Source organism: Acidimicrobiia bacterium (genome assembly GCA_035948415.1).
Classification (GTDB): Bacteria; Actinomycetota; Acidimicrobiia; order IMCC26256; family PALSA-555; genus PALSA-555.
Map to the genome: position 1 here is coordinate 39,394 of DASZJD010000123.1, position 18,202 is coordinate 57,595.

General features: G+C 73.7%; 17 protein-coding genes. 9 read left to right on the forward strand and 8 right to left on the reverse strand.

Translation table 11 applies throughout. From position 1 onward, the window contains the following. Positions 1-69 precede the first annotated feature (69 nt). Entirely contained in the window at positions 70-783 is a 714-nt protein-coding gene (locus VG869_16475; protein HEV3452781.1) for a glycerophosphodiester phosphodiesterase, read from the forward strand. 4 nt (positions 784-787) lie between these two features. Here VG869_16475 and VG869_16480 read toward each other — a convergent pair whose 3' ends face one another. Further along, on the reverse strand, positions 788-1,708 hold the full coding sequence (locus VG869_16480) for a diacylglycerol kinase family protein (protein HEV3452782.1): 921 nt from the start codon (positions 1,706-1,708) through the stop codon (positions 788-790). Between the two features lie 32 nt (positions 1,709-1,740). On the opposite strand from VG869_16480, the gene VG869_16485 reads away from it, so the two are divergent. Then, positions 1,741-2,475, forward strand: a complete 735-nt coding sequence (locus VG869_16485) for a uracil-DNA glycosylase (GenBank protein HEV3452783.1) — start codon at positions 1,741-1,743, stop codon at positions 2,473-2,475. On the opposite strand, the gene VG869_16490 is transcribed toward VG869_16485, so the two are convergent. Then, positions 2,429-3,262 (reverse strand): sulfite exporter TauE/SafE family protein, encoded by an 834-nt coding sequence (locus VG869_16490; protein ID HEV3452784.1) that lies wholly within the window; start codon positions 3,260-3,262, stop codon positions 2,429-2,431. The two genes, VG869_16485 and VG869_16490, sit on opposite strands and share 47 nt — an antisense overlap. Before the next feature lie 25 nt (positions 3,263-3,287). Here VG869_16490 and dapA point away from each other — a divergent pair, with 25 nt between their 5' ends. The 3 genes from dapA to VG869_16505 all read left to right on the forward strand — a co-directional run bounded on the left by dapA (position 3,288) and on the right by VG869_16505 (position 6,607). Then, on the forward strand, positions 3,288-4,184 hold the full coding sequence (gene dapA / locus VG869_16495) for a 4-hydroxy-tetrahydrodipicolinate synthase (protein HEV3452785.1): 897 nt from the start codon (positions 3,288-3,290) through the stop codon (positions 4,182-4,184). A 132-nt stretch (positions 4,185-4,316) separates the two neighbouring features. After that, positions 4,317-5,990 carry an MFS transporter gene (locus VG869_16500; GenBank protein ID HEV3452786.1) on the forward strand — a complete coding sequence of 558 codons (1,674 nt, stop codon included), beginning with the start codon at positions 4,317-4,319 and terminating at the stop codon, positions 5,988-5,990. Then, positions 5,987-6,607: a TetR/AcrR family transcriptional regulator gene (locus tag VG869_16505; protein HEV3452787.1), complete on the forward strand. Its 621-nt coding sequence runs from the start codon at positions 5,987-5,989 to the stop codon at positions 6,605-6,607. Before VG869_16500 ends, VG869_16505 begins: the two co-directional genes overlap by 4 nt. 4 nt (positions 6,608-6,611) lie before the next feature. On the opposite strand, the gene VG869_16510 is transcribed toward VG869_16505, so the two are convergent. From VG869_16510 to VG869_16525, 4 genes are all read right to left on the reverse strand, one after another. After that, the gene (locus VG869_16510) at positions 6,612-10,325 is read right to left on the reverse strand and encodes a multifunctional oxoglutarate decarboxylase/oxoglutarate dehydrogenase thiamine pyrophosphate-binding subunit/dihydrolipoyllysine-residue succinyltransferase subunit (protein HEV3452788.1); all 3,714 of its coding nucleotides are present in this window, start codon (positions 10,323-10,325) and stop codon (positions 6,612-6,614) included. Between the two features lie 70 nt (positions 10,326-10,395). Then, positions 10,396-11,757, reverse strand: coding sequence for a 3-deoxy-7-phosphoheptulonate synthase class II (locus VG869_16515; protein HEV3452789.1), 1,362 nt, complete (start codon positions 11,755-11,757; stop codon positions 10,396-10,398). Positions 11,758-11,761: 4 nt separating this feature from the next. Next, positions 11,762-12,235 (reverse strand): proteasome activator, encoded by a 474-nt coding sequence (locus tag VG869_16520; GenBank protein HEV3452790.1) that lies wholly within the window; start codon positions 12,233-12,235, stop codon positions 11,762-11,764. Between the two features lie 138 nt (positions 12,236-12,373). Next, complete coding sequence (locus VG869_16525; GenBank protein ID HEV3452791.1) at positions 12,374-13,174, reverse strand: SDR family oxidoreductase; 801 nt, start codon at positions 13,172-13,174, stop codon at positions 12,374-12,376. 284 nt (positions 13,175-13,458) lie between these two features. Between VG869_16525 and VG869_16530 the strand changes: the two genes are divergently transcribed. Further along, positions 13,459-13,833, forward strand: a complete 375-nt coding sequence (locus VG869_16530; GenBank protein ID HEV3452792.1) for an Hsp20/alpha crystallin family protein — start codon at positions 13,459-13,461, stop codon at positions 13,831-13,833. A gap of 30 nt (positions 13,834-13,863) precedes the next feature. Here the strand turns inward: VG869_16530 and VG869_16535 are convergent, their stop codons facing one another. Next, positions 13,864-14,292, reverse strand: a complete 429-nt coding sequence (locus VG869_16535) for a nuclear transport factor 2 family protein (protein HEV3452793.1) — start codon at positions 14,290-14,292, stop codon at positions 13,864-13,866. A gap of 86 nt (positions 14,293-14,378) precedes the next feature. On the opposite strand from VG869_16535, the gene VG869_16540 reads away from it, so the two are divergent. The 3 genes from VG869_16540 to VG869_16550 all read left to right on the forward strand — a co-directional run bounded on the left by VG869_16540 (position 14,379) and on the right by VG869_16550 (position 17,400). Continuing rightward, positions 14,379-14,987, forward strand: a complete 609-nt coding sequence (locus tag VG869_16540) for a TetR/AcrR family transcriptional regulator (protein HEV3452794.1) — start codon at positions 14,379-14,381, stop codon at positions 14,985-14,987. A gap of 91 nt (positions 14,988-15,078) precedes the next feature. Next, entirely contained in the window at positions 15,079-15,888 is an 810-nt protein-coding gene (locus VG869_16545) for a phosphotransferase (GenBank protein ID HEV3452795.1), read from the forward strand. A gap of 315 nt (positions 15,889-16,203) precedes the next feature. Then, positions 16,204-17,400 carry a zinc-binding dehydrogenase gene (locus VG869_16550; protein HEV3452796.1) on the forward strand — a complete coding sequence of 399 codons (1,197 nt, stop codon included), beginning with the start codon at positions 16,204-16,206 and terminating at the stop codon, positions 17,398-17,400. A gap of 270 nt (positions 17,401-17,670) precedes the next feature. On the opposite strand, the gene VG869_16555 is transcribed toward VG869_16550, so the two are convergent. Beyond that, positions 17,671-18,135: a hypothetical protein gene (locus VG869_16555; GenBank protein HEV3452797.1), complete on the reverse strand. Its 465-nt coding sequence runs from the start codon at positions 18,133-18,135 to the stop codon at positions 17,671-17,673. Positions 18,136-18,202: the final 67 nt, after the last annotated feature.

Here is an 18,202-nt window from a genome sequence, read left to right on the forward strand (position 1 = left end):
AGATGCCGGACGCGGTCGTCCACAAGGGCCTTGACCTGGGGTTTCGCGTCGACCCGTAGCATCCGCCGGGTGCGCGCCCGCCCCGCCGCTCGGGTGTGGGCCCACCGGGGGGCCCGCCGGCGGGCGCCCGAGAACACCCTCGAGGCGTTCCGGCTGGCGCTGGCGCTGGGCGCCGACGGGGTCGAGCTCGACGCCCGCCGCAGCGCCGACGGCGTGGTCGTCGTCCACCACGACGTCGCCGCCCCCGGGTTCGGGGTGCTGGCCGACCGTCCCTTCGCGGAGTTGCGGGCGGCCCGCCCGGACATCCCGACGCTCGACGAGGCCCTCGACGCCTGCACCGGCGCGCTCGTGAACGTCGAGGTCAAGAACCTCCCGGGCGAGCGGGACTACGACCCGGGTGACCGGGTGGCGGCGCTCGTGGCCGAGCGGCTGCTGGGCCGGGGCGGCGACGACGTCGTGGTCTCGTCGTTCAACCTGGCCACCCTCGACCGGTACCGGCAACTCGACCCGGGCCGGCCGACGGGCCTGCTCACGCTGCGCGGCTTCGACCCGCGCGACGCGCTGGCGCTGGCGGCCGACCGAGGCCACGCCGCGCTGCACCCGGACGTGCGGGGGCTGCGCCGGCTGGCGCCGGCGCTGGTCGAGCGGGCCCACGCGCTCGGGCTGGCCGTGCACGTGTGGACGGTGAACGACGCGGCGCGGATCCGCCGGCTGGCGGCCGCCGGTGTCGACGCGCTCATCACCGACGTGCCCGACCTCGCGGCCCGGGCCCTCGGCCGGTGACCGGTCAGCCGATCGGCATCACGACGGTCAGGCAGGCGGGCTCGTAGCGGACCTCGAGTCGCTCGACCTCGCCCAGGTAGTCGCCGTCGACCTGCCACGGGAACGGGGAGCTCTCGGCGACGAAGGCCACGGCGTCGAGGTCGGCGAGCTGCACGATGTCACCGTCGCGCTCGAGCCGGCGGCCGGTGACCATCGCCGACAGCGCCGCCGGGAGCAGCACCCGGGTCTCGAGGTGGCGGAACAGGGTCAGCGCCAGCTTGCGGTCGAGCCCGGCGGCGTGGGTGACGGTGAGCGGGCGCAGCCCGAAGAACGCGTAGGGGGTGGTGTTCGACACGACGGCGAAGAACCCGTTCCCGATCGTCTCGGCGCCGACCTCCACGCGGTAGGTGGGGTGGGCGCGGTCGTAGCCGCGGAAGAAGGTGGTGAGGGCGGTGACCGCGAAGGCGGGGTGGGCGAGGCGCCGCTTCAGCCAGGCGTGGCGCTCCATCTGCTCGATCACCTCGGCGTCGAACCCGGTGCCCAGGTGGAAGAGGAACCGGCGCCCGTTGCCGGCGCCGAGGCCGACGCGCCGGAACGAGCGGGCGGCGAGGCTGGCCACGAGCTGCTCGGTCGCCGGGCGGAGCGAGTTCGGCACGCCGATGGTGCGGGCGAACACGTTCGTCGACCCGCCGGGCAGCGCCGCGAGCGCGGTTTCGGTGCCGGCGAGCCCGTTGGCGGCCTCGTTCAAGGTGCCGTCACCGGCGGCGACGACCACGGCGTCGAAGCCCTCGCGTGCCGCGTTGCGGGCGAGCCGGGTGGCGTGGCCGCGCCGGACGGTCTCGGCCACCTCGAGGCGGTGCGCTTCGCCGAGCGCGTGCTGGATGCGAACGCGTCGCCGCGGCGTCATCGACGACGCGGTCGGATTCACGACGAGGAGGAGCCGCACGGCGGGGCAGGTTAGGGCGGTACCGTCCGCGGGTGCCGACCGCGCTCGACGAGCTCACCGCCGAGATCGTCGCCTGCCGCGCGTGCCCGCGCCTGGTGGCGTGGCGCGAGGAGGTGGCTCGCACCAAGCGCGCCGCGTTCCGCGACGAGACGTACTGGGGGCGTCCGGTGCCGGGCTTCGGGGATCCGCGCGCGTCGATCCTCCTGCTCGGGCTGGCGCCGGCGGCGCACGGCGGCAACCGGACCGGCCGGGTGTTCACCGGGGACCGGTCGGGGGACTGGCTGTTCGGCGCCCTGCACCGGGCCGGGCTCGCCAACCGGGGCGAGTCGGTGTGGGCCGGCGACGGGCTGCGGCTCCGGGGGGCCTACGTGGCCGCGGCGGTGCGGTGCGCGCCGCCCGGCAACGCGCCGACGACCGAGGAGCGCGACCGCTGCCTGCCGTACCTCGAGCGCGAGCTCGACGTGCTGGCGCAGGTTCGGGTCGCGGTCGTGCTCGGCGCGTACGCGTACACGGCGTTGTGGCGGGTGCTCGGCGACGCGGGGGTGACGCTGCCCCGGCCCCGACCTCGCTTCGCCCACGGCCTCGAGGTGCCCACCTCGCGGCTCACCATCGTCGGCTGCTACCACCCGAGCCAGCAGAACACGTTCACCGGCCGGCTCACCGAGCCGATGCTCGACGCCGTCATCGATCGGGCCCGGCGCCTGGCCGGGCTCGACCGGGTCAGACCAGGGCGAGGGTCTCCCCGAGGCCGTACGCGACGGCGATGACGCCGAGCACGCCGCCGACCAGGAGCCGCAGCGTCCGGTCCGAGCTCCGGATCGTGAGGTGGGCGCCGAGGCGCGCCCCCGGCACCACGCCGACGCAGAGCGGCAGCGCGTACAGCCAGTCGATGTGGCCGAGCGCGGCGTGGGTGATCAGGGCGGGCACGGCCAGGACGCCGACGCAGGCCAGCGACGTCGCCAGCGCCGGCTTGATCGACAGGCGCACCCAGCCGGTGAACGCGGGCACCAGCAGCACCCCGCCGCCGATCCCGAGCAGGCCGCTGACGGCGCCGGCGGCGACCCCGATCACGGCGAGGCGCCACGGCTCCGCTCGGCGGGGCGGGCGGGCGTGCAGGTTCGCCAGGCCAGGCGCGGCGTCGGTGAGACCCTCGGTCGCCACCACCGGCTCCGGCTCGGGGACCGCCGCCGGTCGCCCGAGCCGATAGGCGCCGAATCCGACCAGCACCGCGGTGGCGATCATCAGCGGGTGGCCGCCCCCGGGCACCGCGTCGGTGGCGAGCGCGCCGCCGACGGCGGCGGCCATCCCGGCGCCGCCGGTCCAGGCCACGATCCGCCAGTCGATGAGCCGCTCCCGCCCGTAGCGGAGGGCGCCGCTCACCGCCGACGGGATGATCGACGGGATGGTGGAGGCGACGGCGGCGAGCGGCGTCGCGCCGAGCACCCGGATGGCGGGGGTCGACACGATGGCGCCGCCGATGCCGAACATCCCCGACAGGATCCCCGTCCCCACCCCGAACAGCGCGGTGAGCACGATTCGCCAGAAGTCGGACACTCACGCGGAGGCTAGCCTTCGCCTCGTGGCATCCGGCGCGACGTTGCGCGGCGTCTACATCCCGATCGTCACGCCGTTCGCCGCCGACGGCTCAGTCGCGCTCGACGCAGTCGAGCGGCTCGCGCACCGGCTCCTCGACGCCGGCGTGGCCGGGCTCGTGCCGCTCGGCACCACCGGCGAGACGCCGCTCCTCGAGCCCGACGAGCAGCGCGCCGTCGTCGACGTGTGCGCGCGGGCGTGCCGTGATCGCCGCGCCGACCTCATCGTCGGCGCGGGGACGAACAGCACCCGGACCACGATCGCGGCGACCGCCGGGCTCGCCGACGTCGCCGGGGTCACGGCGACCCTGTGCGTCGTCCCGTACTACCTGCGGCCGAGCCAGGCCGGGATCGTCGCCCACTTCGAGGCGGTGGCGGCCGCCAGCCCGGTGCCCGTCGTCCTCTACAACATCCCGAGCCGCACCGGGCAGGCGCTCGGCGTCGAGGGCCTCCTCCGGCTGGCCGGGACCCCGAACGTCGCCGGCCTCAAGCAGTCGACCCCCCTCGACGGCGACACGCTGCGGCTGCTCGCCGAGGCGCCCCCGGGCTTCGCCGTGCTCGGCGGCGAGGACCCGCTGCTGTTCCCGCTGGTGCTCCTGGGCGGCTCCGGGGCCGTCGCCGCCTCCGCGCACGTCTGCACCCGCCGGTACGTCGAGATGATCGAGTGCGCCCTCGCCGGCAAGGTCGACGAGGGTCGGGCCCACCACGAGGCGCTGCTGCCCGTCGCCCGGGCCTGCTTCGCCGAGCCGAACCCGGCGGTGTTCAAGGGGGTGCTCCACGCCCAGGGCCTGATCCCCACCCCCGACGTGCGGGCCCCGCTCACCAACGCCTCCCCGGGTGCAGTCCGGTCCGCCCTCGAGGCGGTCACCGCCGCCGGCGGCTGAGCCCCGCCGTGACGGCGGTCGTGTTGTTCGGCGGCCGCGCCGTCGGTACCGTCGGGAATTCGGAACGCGGTCGTTCCGGTTAATGACTCACGGGTCCACAGGCCCGCCCGAGCCGACCGGAAGGGGCAGCCCATGACGAAGCTGGCGGATCGCGTGCAGAGCCGCGCCCACGAGCGGCGCTGGCTGATCCTCGGTGTCCTGTGCTTCAGCCTGCTCGTGATCGTGCTCGACAACTCGATCCTGAACGTGGCGCTGCCGAGCATCGTGCGTCAGCTGCACGCGACGAACAGCCAGCTGCAGTGGATGGTCGACGCGTACACGCTCGTGTTCGCGGGCCTGCTGCTGACGATGGGAAGCCTCGGTGACAAGTTCGGTCGCCGACCCGCCCTCCAAGCCGGCTTCCTCGTCTTCGGCGTCGGGTCGCTGCTGTCGGCGCTGGCGGGCTCACCGAACCAGCTCATCGGGAGCCGCGCCTTCATGGGGATCGGCGGCGCGCTCATCATGCCGGCGACGCTGTCGATCATCACCAACGTCTTCGCCGGCAACGAGCGCCCGAAGGCGATCGGCGTGTGGGCCGCCACGGCCGGCGTCGGGGTCGCGCTGGGCCCGCTGACCGGCGGCGCCCTCCTCGAGCACTTCTACTGGGGTTCGATCTTCCTCGTGAACCTGCCCATCGTCGTCGTCGGGGTGCTCGCCGGCATCTTCCTGATCCCGAACTCGAAGGACCCCCGCGCCCCCCGACTCGACCTCGTGGGCGCGGTGCTGTCGATCGCCGGGCTCAGCGCGCTGCTCTACGCGGTCATCCAGGCGCCCACCGTAGGCTGGACCGCGCCGCGGATCCTGGCCTTCTTCGCCGGCGGCGGCGTCCTGATGACGGCCTTCTTCGGCTGGGAGCGGCGCGTCGACCACCCGATGCTCGACGTCCGGTTCTGGCGGAACCCCCGCTTCAGCGGGGCCAGCGCCGCCATCGCGATCACCTTCTTCGCCATGTTCGGCTCGATCTTCCTGCTCACCCAGTACCTGCAGTTCGTGCGCGGCTACTCGCCGCTGGCGACGGGGGTGCGCCTGCTGGCGTTCGCGGTGCCGATGATGATCATCGCTCCGCTCAGCCCGAAGCTCGTGGACCGCATCGGCACGAAGCTCACGGTCGGGCTGGGCCTGGTCTGCAACGTCGCCGGGCTCGCCGCCATCGCCAACCTGGGGCAGGGCAGCACGTTCCTCGAGATCGCGTGGCCGATGGCGCTGGCGGCGTCCGGGATCGCGCTGACGATGAGCCCAGCCACGGAATCGATCATGGGGTCGCTGCCCCTCGCTCGGGCCGGGGTCGGCTCCGCCGTCAACGACACCACCCGGCAGGTCGGCGGCGCCGTCGGCGTGGCCGTCATCGGCAGCATCTTCTCGAGCATCTACGGCTCGAGGGTCGTGAGCGCGCTCCGGGGCCAGCGGCTGCCGACCACCGTCGTGCACAACGCCAAGCAGCAGCTCGGCTACGCGCTCCAGGCCGCGGCGCACCTGCCCCCCCAGGCCGCCCGCGTCTTCGTCGCCCTCGCCAAGACCGCCTTCCTCGACGGGTTCCAGACCAGCGTGTACGTCGGCGCCGCGGTCGTGGCCGCCGGGGTCGTGGCCGTGCTCGTCTTCCTCCCCGCCCGACCTCGGGCCGAGGACGTCGAGCGCCAGGCCGCGGAGTACGGGGAGGAGTGGGACCTCGCGCCGGCGGCGCCGGTGGGCGCCGACGGGCAGGCGGGGCGCGGAGCCGAGGAGCCGGCCGACGAGCCGCCTCGCCCCGCCCCGGCTCGCGCCCCGTGACCGCGGTCGCCCGCCCCGGTCGCCCGCGCAGCGCGGCCTGCGACCAGGCCATCGTCGGGGCCGCCCTCGAGGTGTTCGCCGAGCAGGGCTTCGACGGGCTCACCATGGAGGCGGTGGCGGCTCGGGCCGGGGTCGGCAAGGCGACGCTGTACCGCCGCTACCCCGGGAAGGCCGCGCTCGTCCTCGAGGTGGTGTCGTGCCTCGCCGCCAGCGACGCCCCGCCGCCGGACACCGGCTCGTTCACGGGCGACCTGACCGCCCATGCGCGCCAGCTCGTGCACGTGCTCACCGCGACGGAGGCCGGTCGCTTCCTGCCCCAGCTGGTCGCGGCGCTGCCACGCGCCCGCGAGCTGGCGAGCGCGTTCGAGCGGTTCGTGGCGGCTCGGCGCGCGAACATTCGCGCCGTCGTGGAGCGGGCCGTGGCGCGCGGTGACGTGGGGCCCGAGGTCGACCCGGGCCTCGTCGCCGACCTCGTGGCGGGCTCGATCTTCTACCGGCACCTCGTGAGCCGGGCCCCGCTCGACGAGGCCTACGCCGACGGGGTGGTCGCGATGGTGACGACCGCGACCGAGCGATCGTCGACCGCAGCGCCCGAGCCGGTCGGCGCCGCGCGCTGATCGACTACAGGTCGGCGAGCGCGGCCGCCAGCAGGGCCTGCTGCTCGGCCTCGTGGACCTTGGCGCTGCCGGTGGCGGGGCTGGCGCTGGCGTGGCGCGCCACGTGGTCGAGGCGCCCGTCGCCGCCGACGAGGCGCCGGAGCGGGTCCTGCGCGTACCGCCAGGCCCCCATGTTCACCGGCTCCTCCTGCACCCACCACACCTGCGTCGCGTTCGGGTAGCGGTCGAGGGCCGCGGCCACCTCGTCCTCCGGCCACGGGTAGAGCTCCTCGACCCGCACCACCGCCACCGGGGCGCCGGCCTGGTCGCGGGCGTCCATGAGCTCGTGCCCGACCTTGCCCGTGCACACGAGCACCCGCCGAACCGCGCCGGCGTCGAGGTCCGGCGACCGGTCGCCGAGCACGGCGTGGAACCGATCGTGGGTGAAGGCCTCGACCGGCGAGCGGGCCTGCGCCATGCGGAGGTAGCGCTTCGGCGTCAGGCACACGAGCGGCGCCCGCGGCGCCAGGCGGGCCTGGCGGCGCAGCACGTGGAAGTACTGCGCGGCCGTGGACGGGTACACGACCCGCAGGTTGTCGGCCGCGCTCAGATCGAGGAAGCGCTCGAGGCGGGCGCTCGAGTGGTCCGGCCCCTGGCCCTCGAGGCCGTGGGGGAGGAGGAGGGCCAGCCCCGACCGCTGCCCCCACTTGTCCTCGGCGCTGGCGAGGAACTCGTCCACCGTGACCTGGGCGCCGGTGATGAAGTCCCCGAACTGGGCCTCCCAGCAGGTGAGCGTGTCCGGGGCCTCGAGCGAGTAGCCGTACTCGAAGCCGAGCGCGGCGAACTCGGAGAGCACCGAGTCGTAGAGGCGATAGGGGGCCTGATCCGGGCCCACGTGGTTCAGGGGCACGTACTCGGTCTCGTCGACCGAATCGACGAGCACCCCGTGGCGTTGGCTGAACGTGCCGCGCCGCGTGTCCTGGCCGGCCACCCGGACCGGGGTCCCCTCCAGGAGCAGCGAGCCGAAGGCCGCCGCCTCGCCCAGCGCCCAGTCGATCGTCCCCGCCTCGAAGGCGCTGCGGTGGGCGAGGAGGACGCGCGCCAGCTTCGGGTTCACGTGGAAGGTCTCCGGCCACGTCGTGAGGGCGCGCACGACGGCGTCGAGGACGGCCCGATCCACCGCGGTCTCGACCGGCGCCGACGGGGCCGCACGCTCCGGCCGGTCGAGCGGCGACCGGGCCTCGGCGAGGCCGGTGTCGTGCGGCTCGTGGGTCTCCTCGAAGGCCCGGTCGAGGCGGGCCCGGAAGTCGGCCTGCGCCGCCTCGCTCTCCTCGGCGGTCAGCTCGCCCCGGTGCACGAGCTGCTCGGTGTACAGCTGGCGCACCGACGGGTGCGCCTCGATCAGCGCGTACATGCGCGGCTGGGTGAACGCGGGCTCGTCGATCTCGTTGTGGCCGTACCGGCGGTAGCAGACCAGGTCGACGACGACGTCCTTGTGGAAGGTCTCCCGGAACTCGAACGCGAGCCGCGTGACGCGCACGCACGCCTCGGGGTCGTCCCCGTTCACGTGGAAGATCGGCGCCTGCACCATCTTCGCCACGTCGGTCGCGTACACGCTCGAGCGACCCGACTCGGGTGACGTCGTGAACCCGAGCTGGTTGTTCACGACGACGTGGACGGTGCCGCCGACGTCGTAGCCCTCGACCTCCGACAGGTTGAAGGTCTCGGCGACGACGCCCTGGCCGGCGAAGGCGGCGTCGCCGTGCACCAGCACCGGGAGCGCGGCGTCGACCGGGTCGCCGGCCTGGTCGGCCAGCGCCCGGGCCATGCCCTCGACGACGGGGTCGACGGCCTCGAGGTGGCTCGGGTTGGCGGCCAGGAGGAGCCGCAGCTCGTGGCCGGCGGGGGAGCGGTGCTTGCCGGTCTGGCCAAGGTGGTACTTCACGTCGCCGGACCCCTGGGTGCTCGACGGGTCGAGCTCACCCTCGAACTCGCGGAAGACCTGGGCGTACGACTTCCCGAGGACGTTGGCGAGGACGTTCAGGCGACCCCGATGGGCCATGCCCATGACGAGCTCGCGGATCCCGGCGTCGGCGGCGGCGCTGCAGAGGGTGTCGAGCATCGGGATGAGCGTCTCGGCCCCTTCGAGGCTGAACCGCTTCTGGCCCAGGTACTTGACGGCGAGGAACCGCTCGAAGGCCTCGGCCGCGTTCAGCCGCCGCACGATCCGACGCTTCTCGGCGCTGTCGAGCGGCGCCGCGCCGCCCTCGACGCGCTGCTGGATCCACGCCTTCTGGTCCGGCTCCTGGATGTGCATGTACTCGACGCCGATCGTGCGGGCGTACGCGTCGCGCAGCACCCCGAGGATCTCGCGCAGGGGGAGCCGGGTGGCGGCGATGCGCCCGGCGCCGAGACTCCCGATCGGGAACTCGCGCTCGAGGTCCCAGATCGACAGCCCGTAGTGCGCGATGTCGAGCTCCGGGTGCGTGTGGGGCTCCGACCGGCCCAGCGGGTCGAGGTTGGCGATGAGGTGGCCGCGGACCCGGTAGATGTTGATGAGCTGGTGGACGTGCACGATCTTCTCGGAGCTGGCCTGCACGTCGGCGAAGGGGCTCTGGTCCGGCAGCCACCGGGCCGGCTCGTAGGGGACCTCGAGGCTGCGGAACACGAGGTCGTAGAACTCGTCCTCGCCGAGCAGCAGGCGGTGGATCCGGCGGAGGAACTCGCCGCTCTCGGCGCCGCCGATGATGCGGTGGTCGTAGGTGTTGGTGAGCGTGGTGACCGGGCTGATCCCGAGCTCGGCGATGGTCTTGGGGTCGGCCCCCTCGTACTCGGCTGGGTAGCCGATCGTCCCCACGCCGACGATGAACCCCTGGCCGCGCATGAGGCGCGGCACGGAGTGAACGGTGCCGATCATCCCGGGGTTCGTGATCGTCCCGGTCGTGCCGACGAAGTCGTCGGGCGTGAGCTTCCCGCCCCGAACCCTGCGGATCAGGTCCTCGTACGCGCGCCAGAACCCGGCGAAGTCCAGGTCGTCGGCGTGCTGGATGTTCGGGACGAGGAGGGTTCGGGTCCCGTCGGCTCGGTTGACGTCGACGGCGAGACCGAGGTTCACGTGCTCGTGGCGGGTGATGGTCGGCTGCCCGTCTCGCTCGTCGTAGCTGGCGTTGATCCCGGGGTGGTCGCGCAGCGCCTGAACCACGGCGTACGCGATCAGGTGCGTGTAGCTGACCTTGTCCCGCCCGGTGCGCCCGAGGTGGTTGTTGAGGATCTGGCGGTTGACCTCGAGCAGCTTCGCCGGGACGGTGCGGACCGACGTGGCGGTCGGGACCTCGAGCGAGGCCTCCATGTTGGTGACGGTGCGCGCCGCGGCGCCCCGCAGCACCTCGGGCTGGTCGCCATCAGGAGCCGGGGCCGCCGCCGCCGGTGGGGTCGGTGGTGCCGCCGTCGGCGGCGCGGAACTCGCCGGCGGCGGGCTCGGTGCGGCCGGGGTCGGAGGCGCCGGGTTCGACGGCGCGGGGGCGGTCGGGGCGGGGCCCGACGGCGCGGGGGCGGCTGGGACGGGGCTCGGGACGCCAGGCGTGGAGCGGGCGTCGCCGGGGAGCTGCTCCCCGTTGCCGGGACCCGGGGATCCGAAGTACTGCCGCCACCGTTCCGGGACCGAGTCCGGGTCTCGCCGGTAGCGGTCGTACAGCTCCTCGAGGAGCCCCTCGTTCAGCCCCCCATCGCCCGTGGTCATGGCCCCATGGTCGCGCCGCTCGCGACCATGCCCGCGCCCCGGGCGCCGGCCGCTCGCCACCCGGGTCGGCTCAGCGGCGGAGCAGCCCCGCGACCTCGAAGGCCAGGTCGAGGGACTGGCGGGCGTTCAGGCGCGGGTCGCAGATCGTCTCGTAGCGCCGCTCGAGGTGCTCGTCGAGCACCTCCTCGCTGCCGCCGAGGCACTCCGTCACGTTCTCGCCCGTCAGCTCGAGGTGCACCCCGCCCGGGGCCACGTCGGCGGCCTCGCAGGCGGCGAAGAACCCCCGCAGCTCGCGCAGCACGTCCTCGAAACGGCGGGTCTTGTAGCCGCTGGCGTGCACGAACGTGTTGGCGTGCATGGGGTCGCAGGCCCACAGGACGGGATGACGGGCAAGCGAGACGGCGCGGAGGAGCGGCGGCAGGGCCTCGGCGACCCGGTCGGCGCCCATGCGGGCGAAGAGGACGAGCCGTCCGGCCTTCCGCTGAGGGTTCAGGCGCTCGCAGAGGGCCAGGACCTCGTCCGCGGTGGCGGCGGGGCCGAGCTTCACGCCGACGGGGTTGTGCACGCCGGCGAGGAACTCGACGTGGGCCCCGCGCGGCTGACGGGTCCGCTCGCCGATCCACAACAGGTGCGCGGAGCAGTCGTACCAGTCGCTGGTGATGCTGTCCCGACGGGTCAGCGCCTCCTCGTACTCGAGGAGCAGCGCGTCGTGGGCGGTCCAGAAGTCCACCTGGTGCAGCGCCAGCTCGGCCTCCAAGTCGATTCCGCAGGCGCGCATGAATCGCAGGGCCCGGTCGATCTCGCCGGCGAGGGCGTCGTAGCGGCGACCCTCGGGGCTGCTGGCCACGAACTCCTGGTTCCATGCGTGCACGCGCGACAGGTCGGCGAACCCGCCCTTGGCGAAGGCGCGCACCAGGTTCAGGGTTGCCGCGGCCTGGTGGTAGGCGCGCACAAGCCGGCTCGGGTCGGGTTGGCGGGCCAGCTCCTCGAAGGCGAAGTCGTTCACCGTGTCGCCTCGGAACGACGGCAGCTCGACCTGGTCTCGCACCTCCGTTGGCGACGAGCGCGGCTTCGCGAACTGGCCCGCCATCCGGCCGACCTTGATCGTCGGGACGCCGCTGCCGTAGGTGAGCACGACCGACATCTGGAGGATGACGCGGAGCTTGTCGCGGATGGTGTCGGCCGAGAAGCCCTGGAACGACTCGGCGCAGTCCCCGCCGACGAGCAGGAAGGCCCGGCCGTCCTGCGCCGCTGCAAGGGCGTCGGTCAGCGAGCGCGCCTCCCCTGCGAAGACCAGCGGCGGGAGGGCGCGCAGCTCGGCGCAGGCCTGCTCGAGCGCGGCGTCGTCGGGCCACGCCGGCTGCTGCGCGGCGACCCGGTCGCGCCACGCCGAGGGCGACCAGCTCGAATCGAAGAGCTCGGCGGTCGACATCGGATCAGAGGTAGCCGCTGCCGGGCTCTGCCGTTCGCAGACCCTGAGCGGATTCCAGCGCCCGGCGGCGGCGCATCTCGTCGAGCTGCTGCTGGGCCGCGGCCTGCTGGGTGAAGAGGGTGGCCTGGATGCCGTGGAACAGCCCCTCGAGCCAGCCCACGAGCTGGGCCTGGGCCAGCCGCAGCTCGGACTCCGACGGCGCCTCCGACGTGAACGGCAGGACGACCTCGGCCAGCTCCTTCTGCAGCTCGGGGGAGAGCACCCCCTCGAGCTCGTGGAGCGACCGCTCGTGGATCTCGCGCAGCCGGCGGCGCCCGGCGTCGTCGAGAGGCGCGCGACGCACCTCGTCGAGCATCGTCCGCACCATCGACGCGATGCGGATCAGCTTCGTCGGCTGGGTGACCTGCTCGCTGTCGTCACCGCCGGGGCCACCCGCTGGGGACGACGGTGGTCGCGGCTCGAGGACCTCGGGCTGCACCCGCTCGCGATCGGCGCCGTCGTCGACACTCGGGTTGGTCACGGGAGGCTCCTGGGTCGGGGCGGGGCCGCGGACGATCCAGGATACGAACCCGGGCGTCCCCGCAAGACATCCGTTTGCCGGGTCAGCGCCCGGCGCTCACACGGCCCCGGAGCCGGGTGCCAGCCCCGGCGGGACGCGGCCGCGCGCCCCCTCGGTCCGGGGGCCCGGTACGTCGCGGAACTCGTACCGCACCGCGTCGCGCCCGGGCTGGCAGACCCAGCAGCGCCCGGTCTCGCCGCTCGTCACCGCGTGCACGACGGCGTCGGCGATCTGCGCCGGCGGTATGAGGGGGAAGTCGGCCGCGGCGAGCATGGCGCGCGCGTCGTCGGTCAGGATCGCGGTGTCGGTCATCCCGGGGTTCACGCAGTTTGCCGTGATGCCCTTCGGTGCCAGGGTCGGCGCGATGGAGCGCATGAACCCGACGACGGCGTGCTTGGTCAGGTCGTAGACCGGGTCGGGCGGGAACGGGATGAGCCCGGCCAAGGACGCGGTGGCGACGATGGCGCCGCCGCCGCCGCCTCGGAGCATCTCGCGAACCGCGGCTCGAGCCCCGTACACGACCCCGTCGACGTTCACGCGCATGATGCGGCGGTACACGTCGTCCGGGAGCGTCTCGATGTCGGTGTGCCCGATGGCGATGCCCGCATTGAGGTACGCGACATCCAGGCCGCCGAGCTCGCCGACGCAGTGCGCGAACGCACCGTCGACCTGACCGGCGTCGCCGACGTCGGCCACGTGGAACGTCCCGTCGATCCCCGCCGCAACCTCGCGACCACCGTCCTCGTGCTGGTCGACGACGCAGACCCGCATCCCCTCGGCGGCGAAGCGCTCGGCGGTTGCCCGGCCGATCCCCGACGCGGCGCCGGTGACGAGCGCGACCTTGCCGGCGAGGCTCACCGCCGGGCCGGCCAGCGCCGAACCGAGCCTCCGGGTGGGGCCAGCACCTCGCCCTCGCTCGCACGCACGAGCAGGGAGTCTGACAGCCCGGAGGACGGCGCGCGCCCCGCTCCGCGCGGGCTCGGCCGCTCCACGGGAGTCGGCCGCCTCCCGAAGACCGCGCCCGCGCCACGCCGAGCGCGAGACGGGCTGCGCGCGGTGACCGAACGGACGCGGTCGCATCGCGCTCCGCGAGCGAACGCGCCGATCTCGTTATCGTTGCCCATCGCGAGGAGGAGACCCCGATGCTGATCCGGTACGACCCGTTCGACGAGTGCGACCGCTTTCTCGCGCACGCGCTCGCGCAAGGTGCGGGCCCGCGTCGGATGCCCATCGACGCCATTCGGCGCGGCGACTGCGTCGAGATGAGCTGCGAGCTGCCGGGCGTCGATCCCGACTCGATCGTCGTCACCGTCGACGACGACGTCCTCGCCATCCGGGCCGAGCGCGTCGTAGCGCCCGAGGCGGGCGACGAGGTGCTCGAGCTCGAGCGACCCCAGGGCCTGTTCGGACGGGACGTGGCCTTGAGCCCGATCCTCGACACGTCGCGCGTCGACACCCGCTACGAGCGTGGCGTCCTGCGGATCACGATCCCGGTCGTCGCGGTCCTCCCCGTCTGAGCCCACGCGGCCCGAGCCCGCGCGCAGGGTTCAACGACCTGCGGGCTCGTGGGTGACGAGGTAGTCGTCGAAGTCGGCCACCTTCTGGGTGTCCTCGTAGACGGTGCCGAACTTGATCTTGCCCCAGGACATCTTGGCGAAGATCACCCCGTGGTTCTCGTAGACGACGCGCCCCTGCTCGTCGGCGGCGTGGTCGGTGAAGTGCACGCAGAGCGTCGTGTTCCAGGGCGGCCCCTGCACGAGGATCTCGCGCGGTTCGAGCTGCAGGCCCGCGCGGGCGAAGCGCTCGTACCACGCGCCGATGTCGTCGCGGTTCCGGAAGTCAGCGGCCCACGAGTGCCGGCCGGGGAAGACGAAGTGCCCGTCGTCGGCCCAGAGGGCCAAGGTGGGGGCCATGTCGCCGGCTCGGGAGCGGGCGGCCACCCGCCGGACCATCGTGCGGACCAACCACCGATACATGGCGTGCCTCCTCGGCTCACTAGATAGATCGCTCTAGCGCCGAGGGTAGCTACGATGGCGGGGTCCGGGCAACGCGGAGGGGCGAGATGGCGGCGAACACCAAGGAGCGGATCCTGGACGTGACCGCCGAGCTGTTCCGCCAGTACGGCTACACGGGCACGGGACTCAAGCAGATCGTGGCGAACGCCAACGCGCCCTTCGGATCCCTGTACCACTTCTTCCCGGGCGGCAAGGAGCAGCTCGGTGCCGAGGTGATCCACCGATCGGGTCGCATGTACTACGAGCTGTTCGAGGCCATCCTCGACGCCGCCCCCGACCCGGTCACCGGGGTCAGCGACTTCTTCGCGGGCGCGGCCGAGGTCCTGCGCCAGACCGAGTACGCGGACGCGTGCCCCATCGCCACGGTCGCGCTCGAGGTCGCGAGCGCGAGCGAGCCGCTACGGGAGGCCACGGCAGCGGTCTTCGAGAGCTGGATCGACGGCGCGGCCGGGCGGCTCGCGGCCGCGGGCGTCCCGACCGAAGCCGCACGAGAGCTGGCCGTCCTGGTGATCAACATGCTGGAAGGCGCGTTCGTCCTGAGCCGGTCTATGCGCAGCACCCAGCCGGTCGAGGTCGCGGGCACGGCCGCCACGGCTGCGGTGCGGGCGGCGCTGCCGTCACGGCGGGCCCGTCCCCGGGCCACCGCCCGCCGGTAGCGGAGGCGCGCCGAGACGGCGCGCCTCACCGTCGCCGCGACGGCTCCGTGCGTGCCGACCGACACCGGCGCGGTCCATAGGGTGGGCCCCGGTGGCGGCCGCAGGGGATCCACGGCAGAAGCTGGGCGAGGGTCGCGAGGCGGAGATCTTCGCCTGGGACGGCGGCCGCGCGCTCCGCCTGCTGCGGGACCCGGCCGGGCGACCGCGCCTCGAGCACGAAGCGACGGCGATGGCCGCCGCGCGCCAGACCGGCGTGTCGGTCCCGCGGGTGCACGAGATCGTCGTTCTCGACGGTCGCCCGGGGATGATCATGGAACGGGTGGAGGGCACCGACCTGCTCACCGACCTGGCACGGCGCCCGTGGCGGTTCGCGAGGCGGGCCCGCCAGCTCGGCCGCCTCGAGGCCCAGCTGCACGCCGTCGTCGCACCGGGCGGCCTCCCCGACCTGCGCGCCCTGCTCCGCGAGCGGATCGAGTGGGCGCCGCGCCTGCCGGCCCGGTTGCGGGCATCGGCGCTCGACGTGCTGGCCGAGCTCCCCGACGGCGACCACCTCTGCCACGGCGACTTCCACCCCGGCAACGTCATCGTCGGCCGAAGTGGCCTCGTCATCATCGACTGGACGAACGTCGCTCACGGCGACCCGATCGGCGACCTGGCCCGAACGATGCTCCTGCTCCGCGTGGCTGAGCGCCCGGCGCTCTCCGCCCTCGCGCGGGCCCTCGACCGGTTCGGGCGCGGCCAGTTCCGCCGCGCCTGGCTCCGCGCCTACCGACACCACCGCCCGGTCGATCCCCAACGGTTCGAGCGATGGGAGACCGTGAACGCGGCCGCCCGCCTGGCGGAGGGCCTCCACGAGGAGGTCCCGGTGCTCGTCGAGCTGCTGGAGGCCAGGCTGGCCTGACCGCGGCCGAACCGGGTCAGGGCGCGGACCCGGCCACGTCGACGACGTGCGCGTCCGTGCGAGCGGCCAGGACCCGGCGCGATCGCCGCGCAGGCGCGGAGCGCGTGGGCCCTCGAGCTGACCGTCCGACGCCAAGTCGCATCGTCGGTGGTGGAGGCGCGCCGCCCCGCCCGAACCGCTCGCCTCGCCGCGACAAGGGTCGCGTCGGAGCGAGGCCCGGATCTCTCGACCCGACCCACGGAAGCAGGGCGTGTTCGCCTGGCAGCCGCCGGCGTCGTGGGGCAAGGTGTCGGCTCGACTCTTGAGAGGGCAATCGTGAAGGCGCTGGTGTTCCGCCACAATCTCGCTCGCGAGGCGCTCGGGTTCGTCGGCGGCCGCTTCACGCGCCGCGCGTACACGGCCCCCGGATCACCGACCGGCCTCCGGGACGTCCCTGAGCCCGAGCGGCCTGGAGACGACTGGGTCCTGTGCGACACCATCGTGAGCGGCATCTGCGGATCCGACACGAAGCAGATCTTCATGCACGGGGCGCTCGACAACCCGCTGACCGCGCTCCTGTCCTTCCCCCACGTGCTCGGCCATGAGGTCGTCGCCCGACGGCGAGACACGGGTGGGCGCGTGGTGCTGAACCCGTGGCTCTCCTGCGGGCCCCGGGGGATCGACCCGGTGTGCCCGGCCTGCGCCGACGGCCGGTTTCCGTGGTGCCGCAACTTCGATCGGGGCGCCCTGCCGGCCGGGCTCCACCTCGGCAACTGCGCGTCGGCCCCAGGCGCGCACGCCGAGCGGTTCTTCGCCCACGAAGGCCAGCTGTTCGACGTGCCCGACGGCATGGACGACGACACCGCCGTCCTCGCCGACCCGGCGAGCGTCTCACTCCGCACCATCCTCCTGGCGCCGCCGACACCACCGGGTCCGGTTCTCGTCTACGGCTGCGGGACCCTGGCCGCGGCCGCGGTGGCGCTGCTTCGACATCTCTACCCCGACGTCGAGGTGTGGGTCGTGAGCCGCCCCGGGCCCCGAGCCGCCCTCGTCGAGCGGATGGGCGCGCACGCCGTCCTGCCGTGCACGCCGGACGAACTCGTCCGCGAGGTCGCGCGCCGCGTCGGCACCGAAACTCGCGTGCCCTGGAGCAAGAAGCCGTGGCTCCAGGACGGCCCCACGGTCGTCTACGACACCGTCGGCAGCCCCGAGACCGTCGAGACCTCGTTACGCCTGCTCACGACCGGCGGCACGCTCGTCGTCAGTGGCGTCGAGACACCGAAACGGTTCGAGTGGACGCCCCTGTACTTCAAGGAGCTGCACGTCGTGGGCTCGAACGCGTTCGGGATCGAGGACGTTCACGGCGTCAAGCGCCACGCCTTCGAGCACTACTTCCACTTCGTCGGCGCGGGGTTGGACCTCACGCCCATGATCACCCACCGCTTCCCGCTCACCGACTGGCGGCGCGCCATCTCGACGATCGCCCGCCGGCGCCGCACCGGGGCGGTCAAGGTCCTGCTCGACCAGGGATAAGCGGGGCGTCGGCCCTCCGCCAGGCCGAGCTGGGACCGACGGGGGTCTCCACACGCCCCTCCGTCGGGGGACCAGCCCGAGCGCAGTGGCGGCCTTCTGCCTGCCGGGTGGGAGTGATCGCGTGCTCGCGGCGAGCGGGCGGTCGCCGGCCCGGGCGCCCGCGGTCCGCGCCGGACTGCGGAGCGACGGGCCCCGGACCACGGCCGCCTGGCGCTTGGTTCCCGCGTCTGGGCTTCGCGGTCACGGCTCGACCTTGACGCCGGTCTTGGATCAGCCGCGTCTCTTCCCCCAGCTGATCTGTCCCGAGGCCGTCTCCGTGAAGCGGTTCGTCTGCACGCCGTTCCCGAGCGCGATCCGGTGGATGTCGATGTGCAGCTTCCACTGACCCGTCGAGGCCTCGAACTTGCCGGTGCCGCCGGTGGCGTCGCAGGTCCAGTCCTCCTGGCCGTCGGGGATGGGCAGGATGCCGGTGCCGATGCACGCCCCGATGAGCGCGTCGCTGCTCGGATCGACGATCACCATGCTGGCGTGGACGGCCAGCGCCCTCGGACCCGGAAACTGGAGCCAGCCGGCCACGTGCGTCTTGATCTTCCCGAAGGGCGTCGCCCGGCCCGTCCAGAGCTCGCGGAGCTCGCCCGTCTGGATGCTGACCCGGTTGGTGCCGGCGCCGGTGTAGCTGAAGTTGCGCAGAGCAGGCGCGCCCTGAGCGGGAGCGGCAGCGGTCGCAACGCTCACGGCGACCACCACCGCGATGGCAAGAGCAGCCCTCAAGCCGTCAAGTGTCCCGAAACGACGCATACGG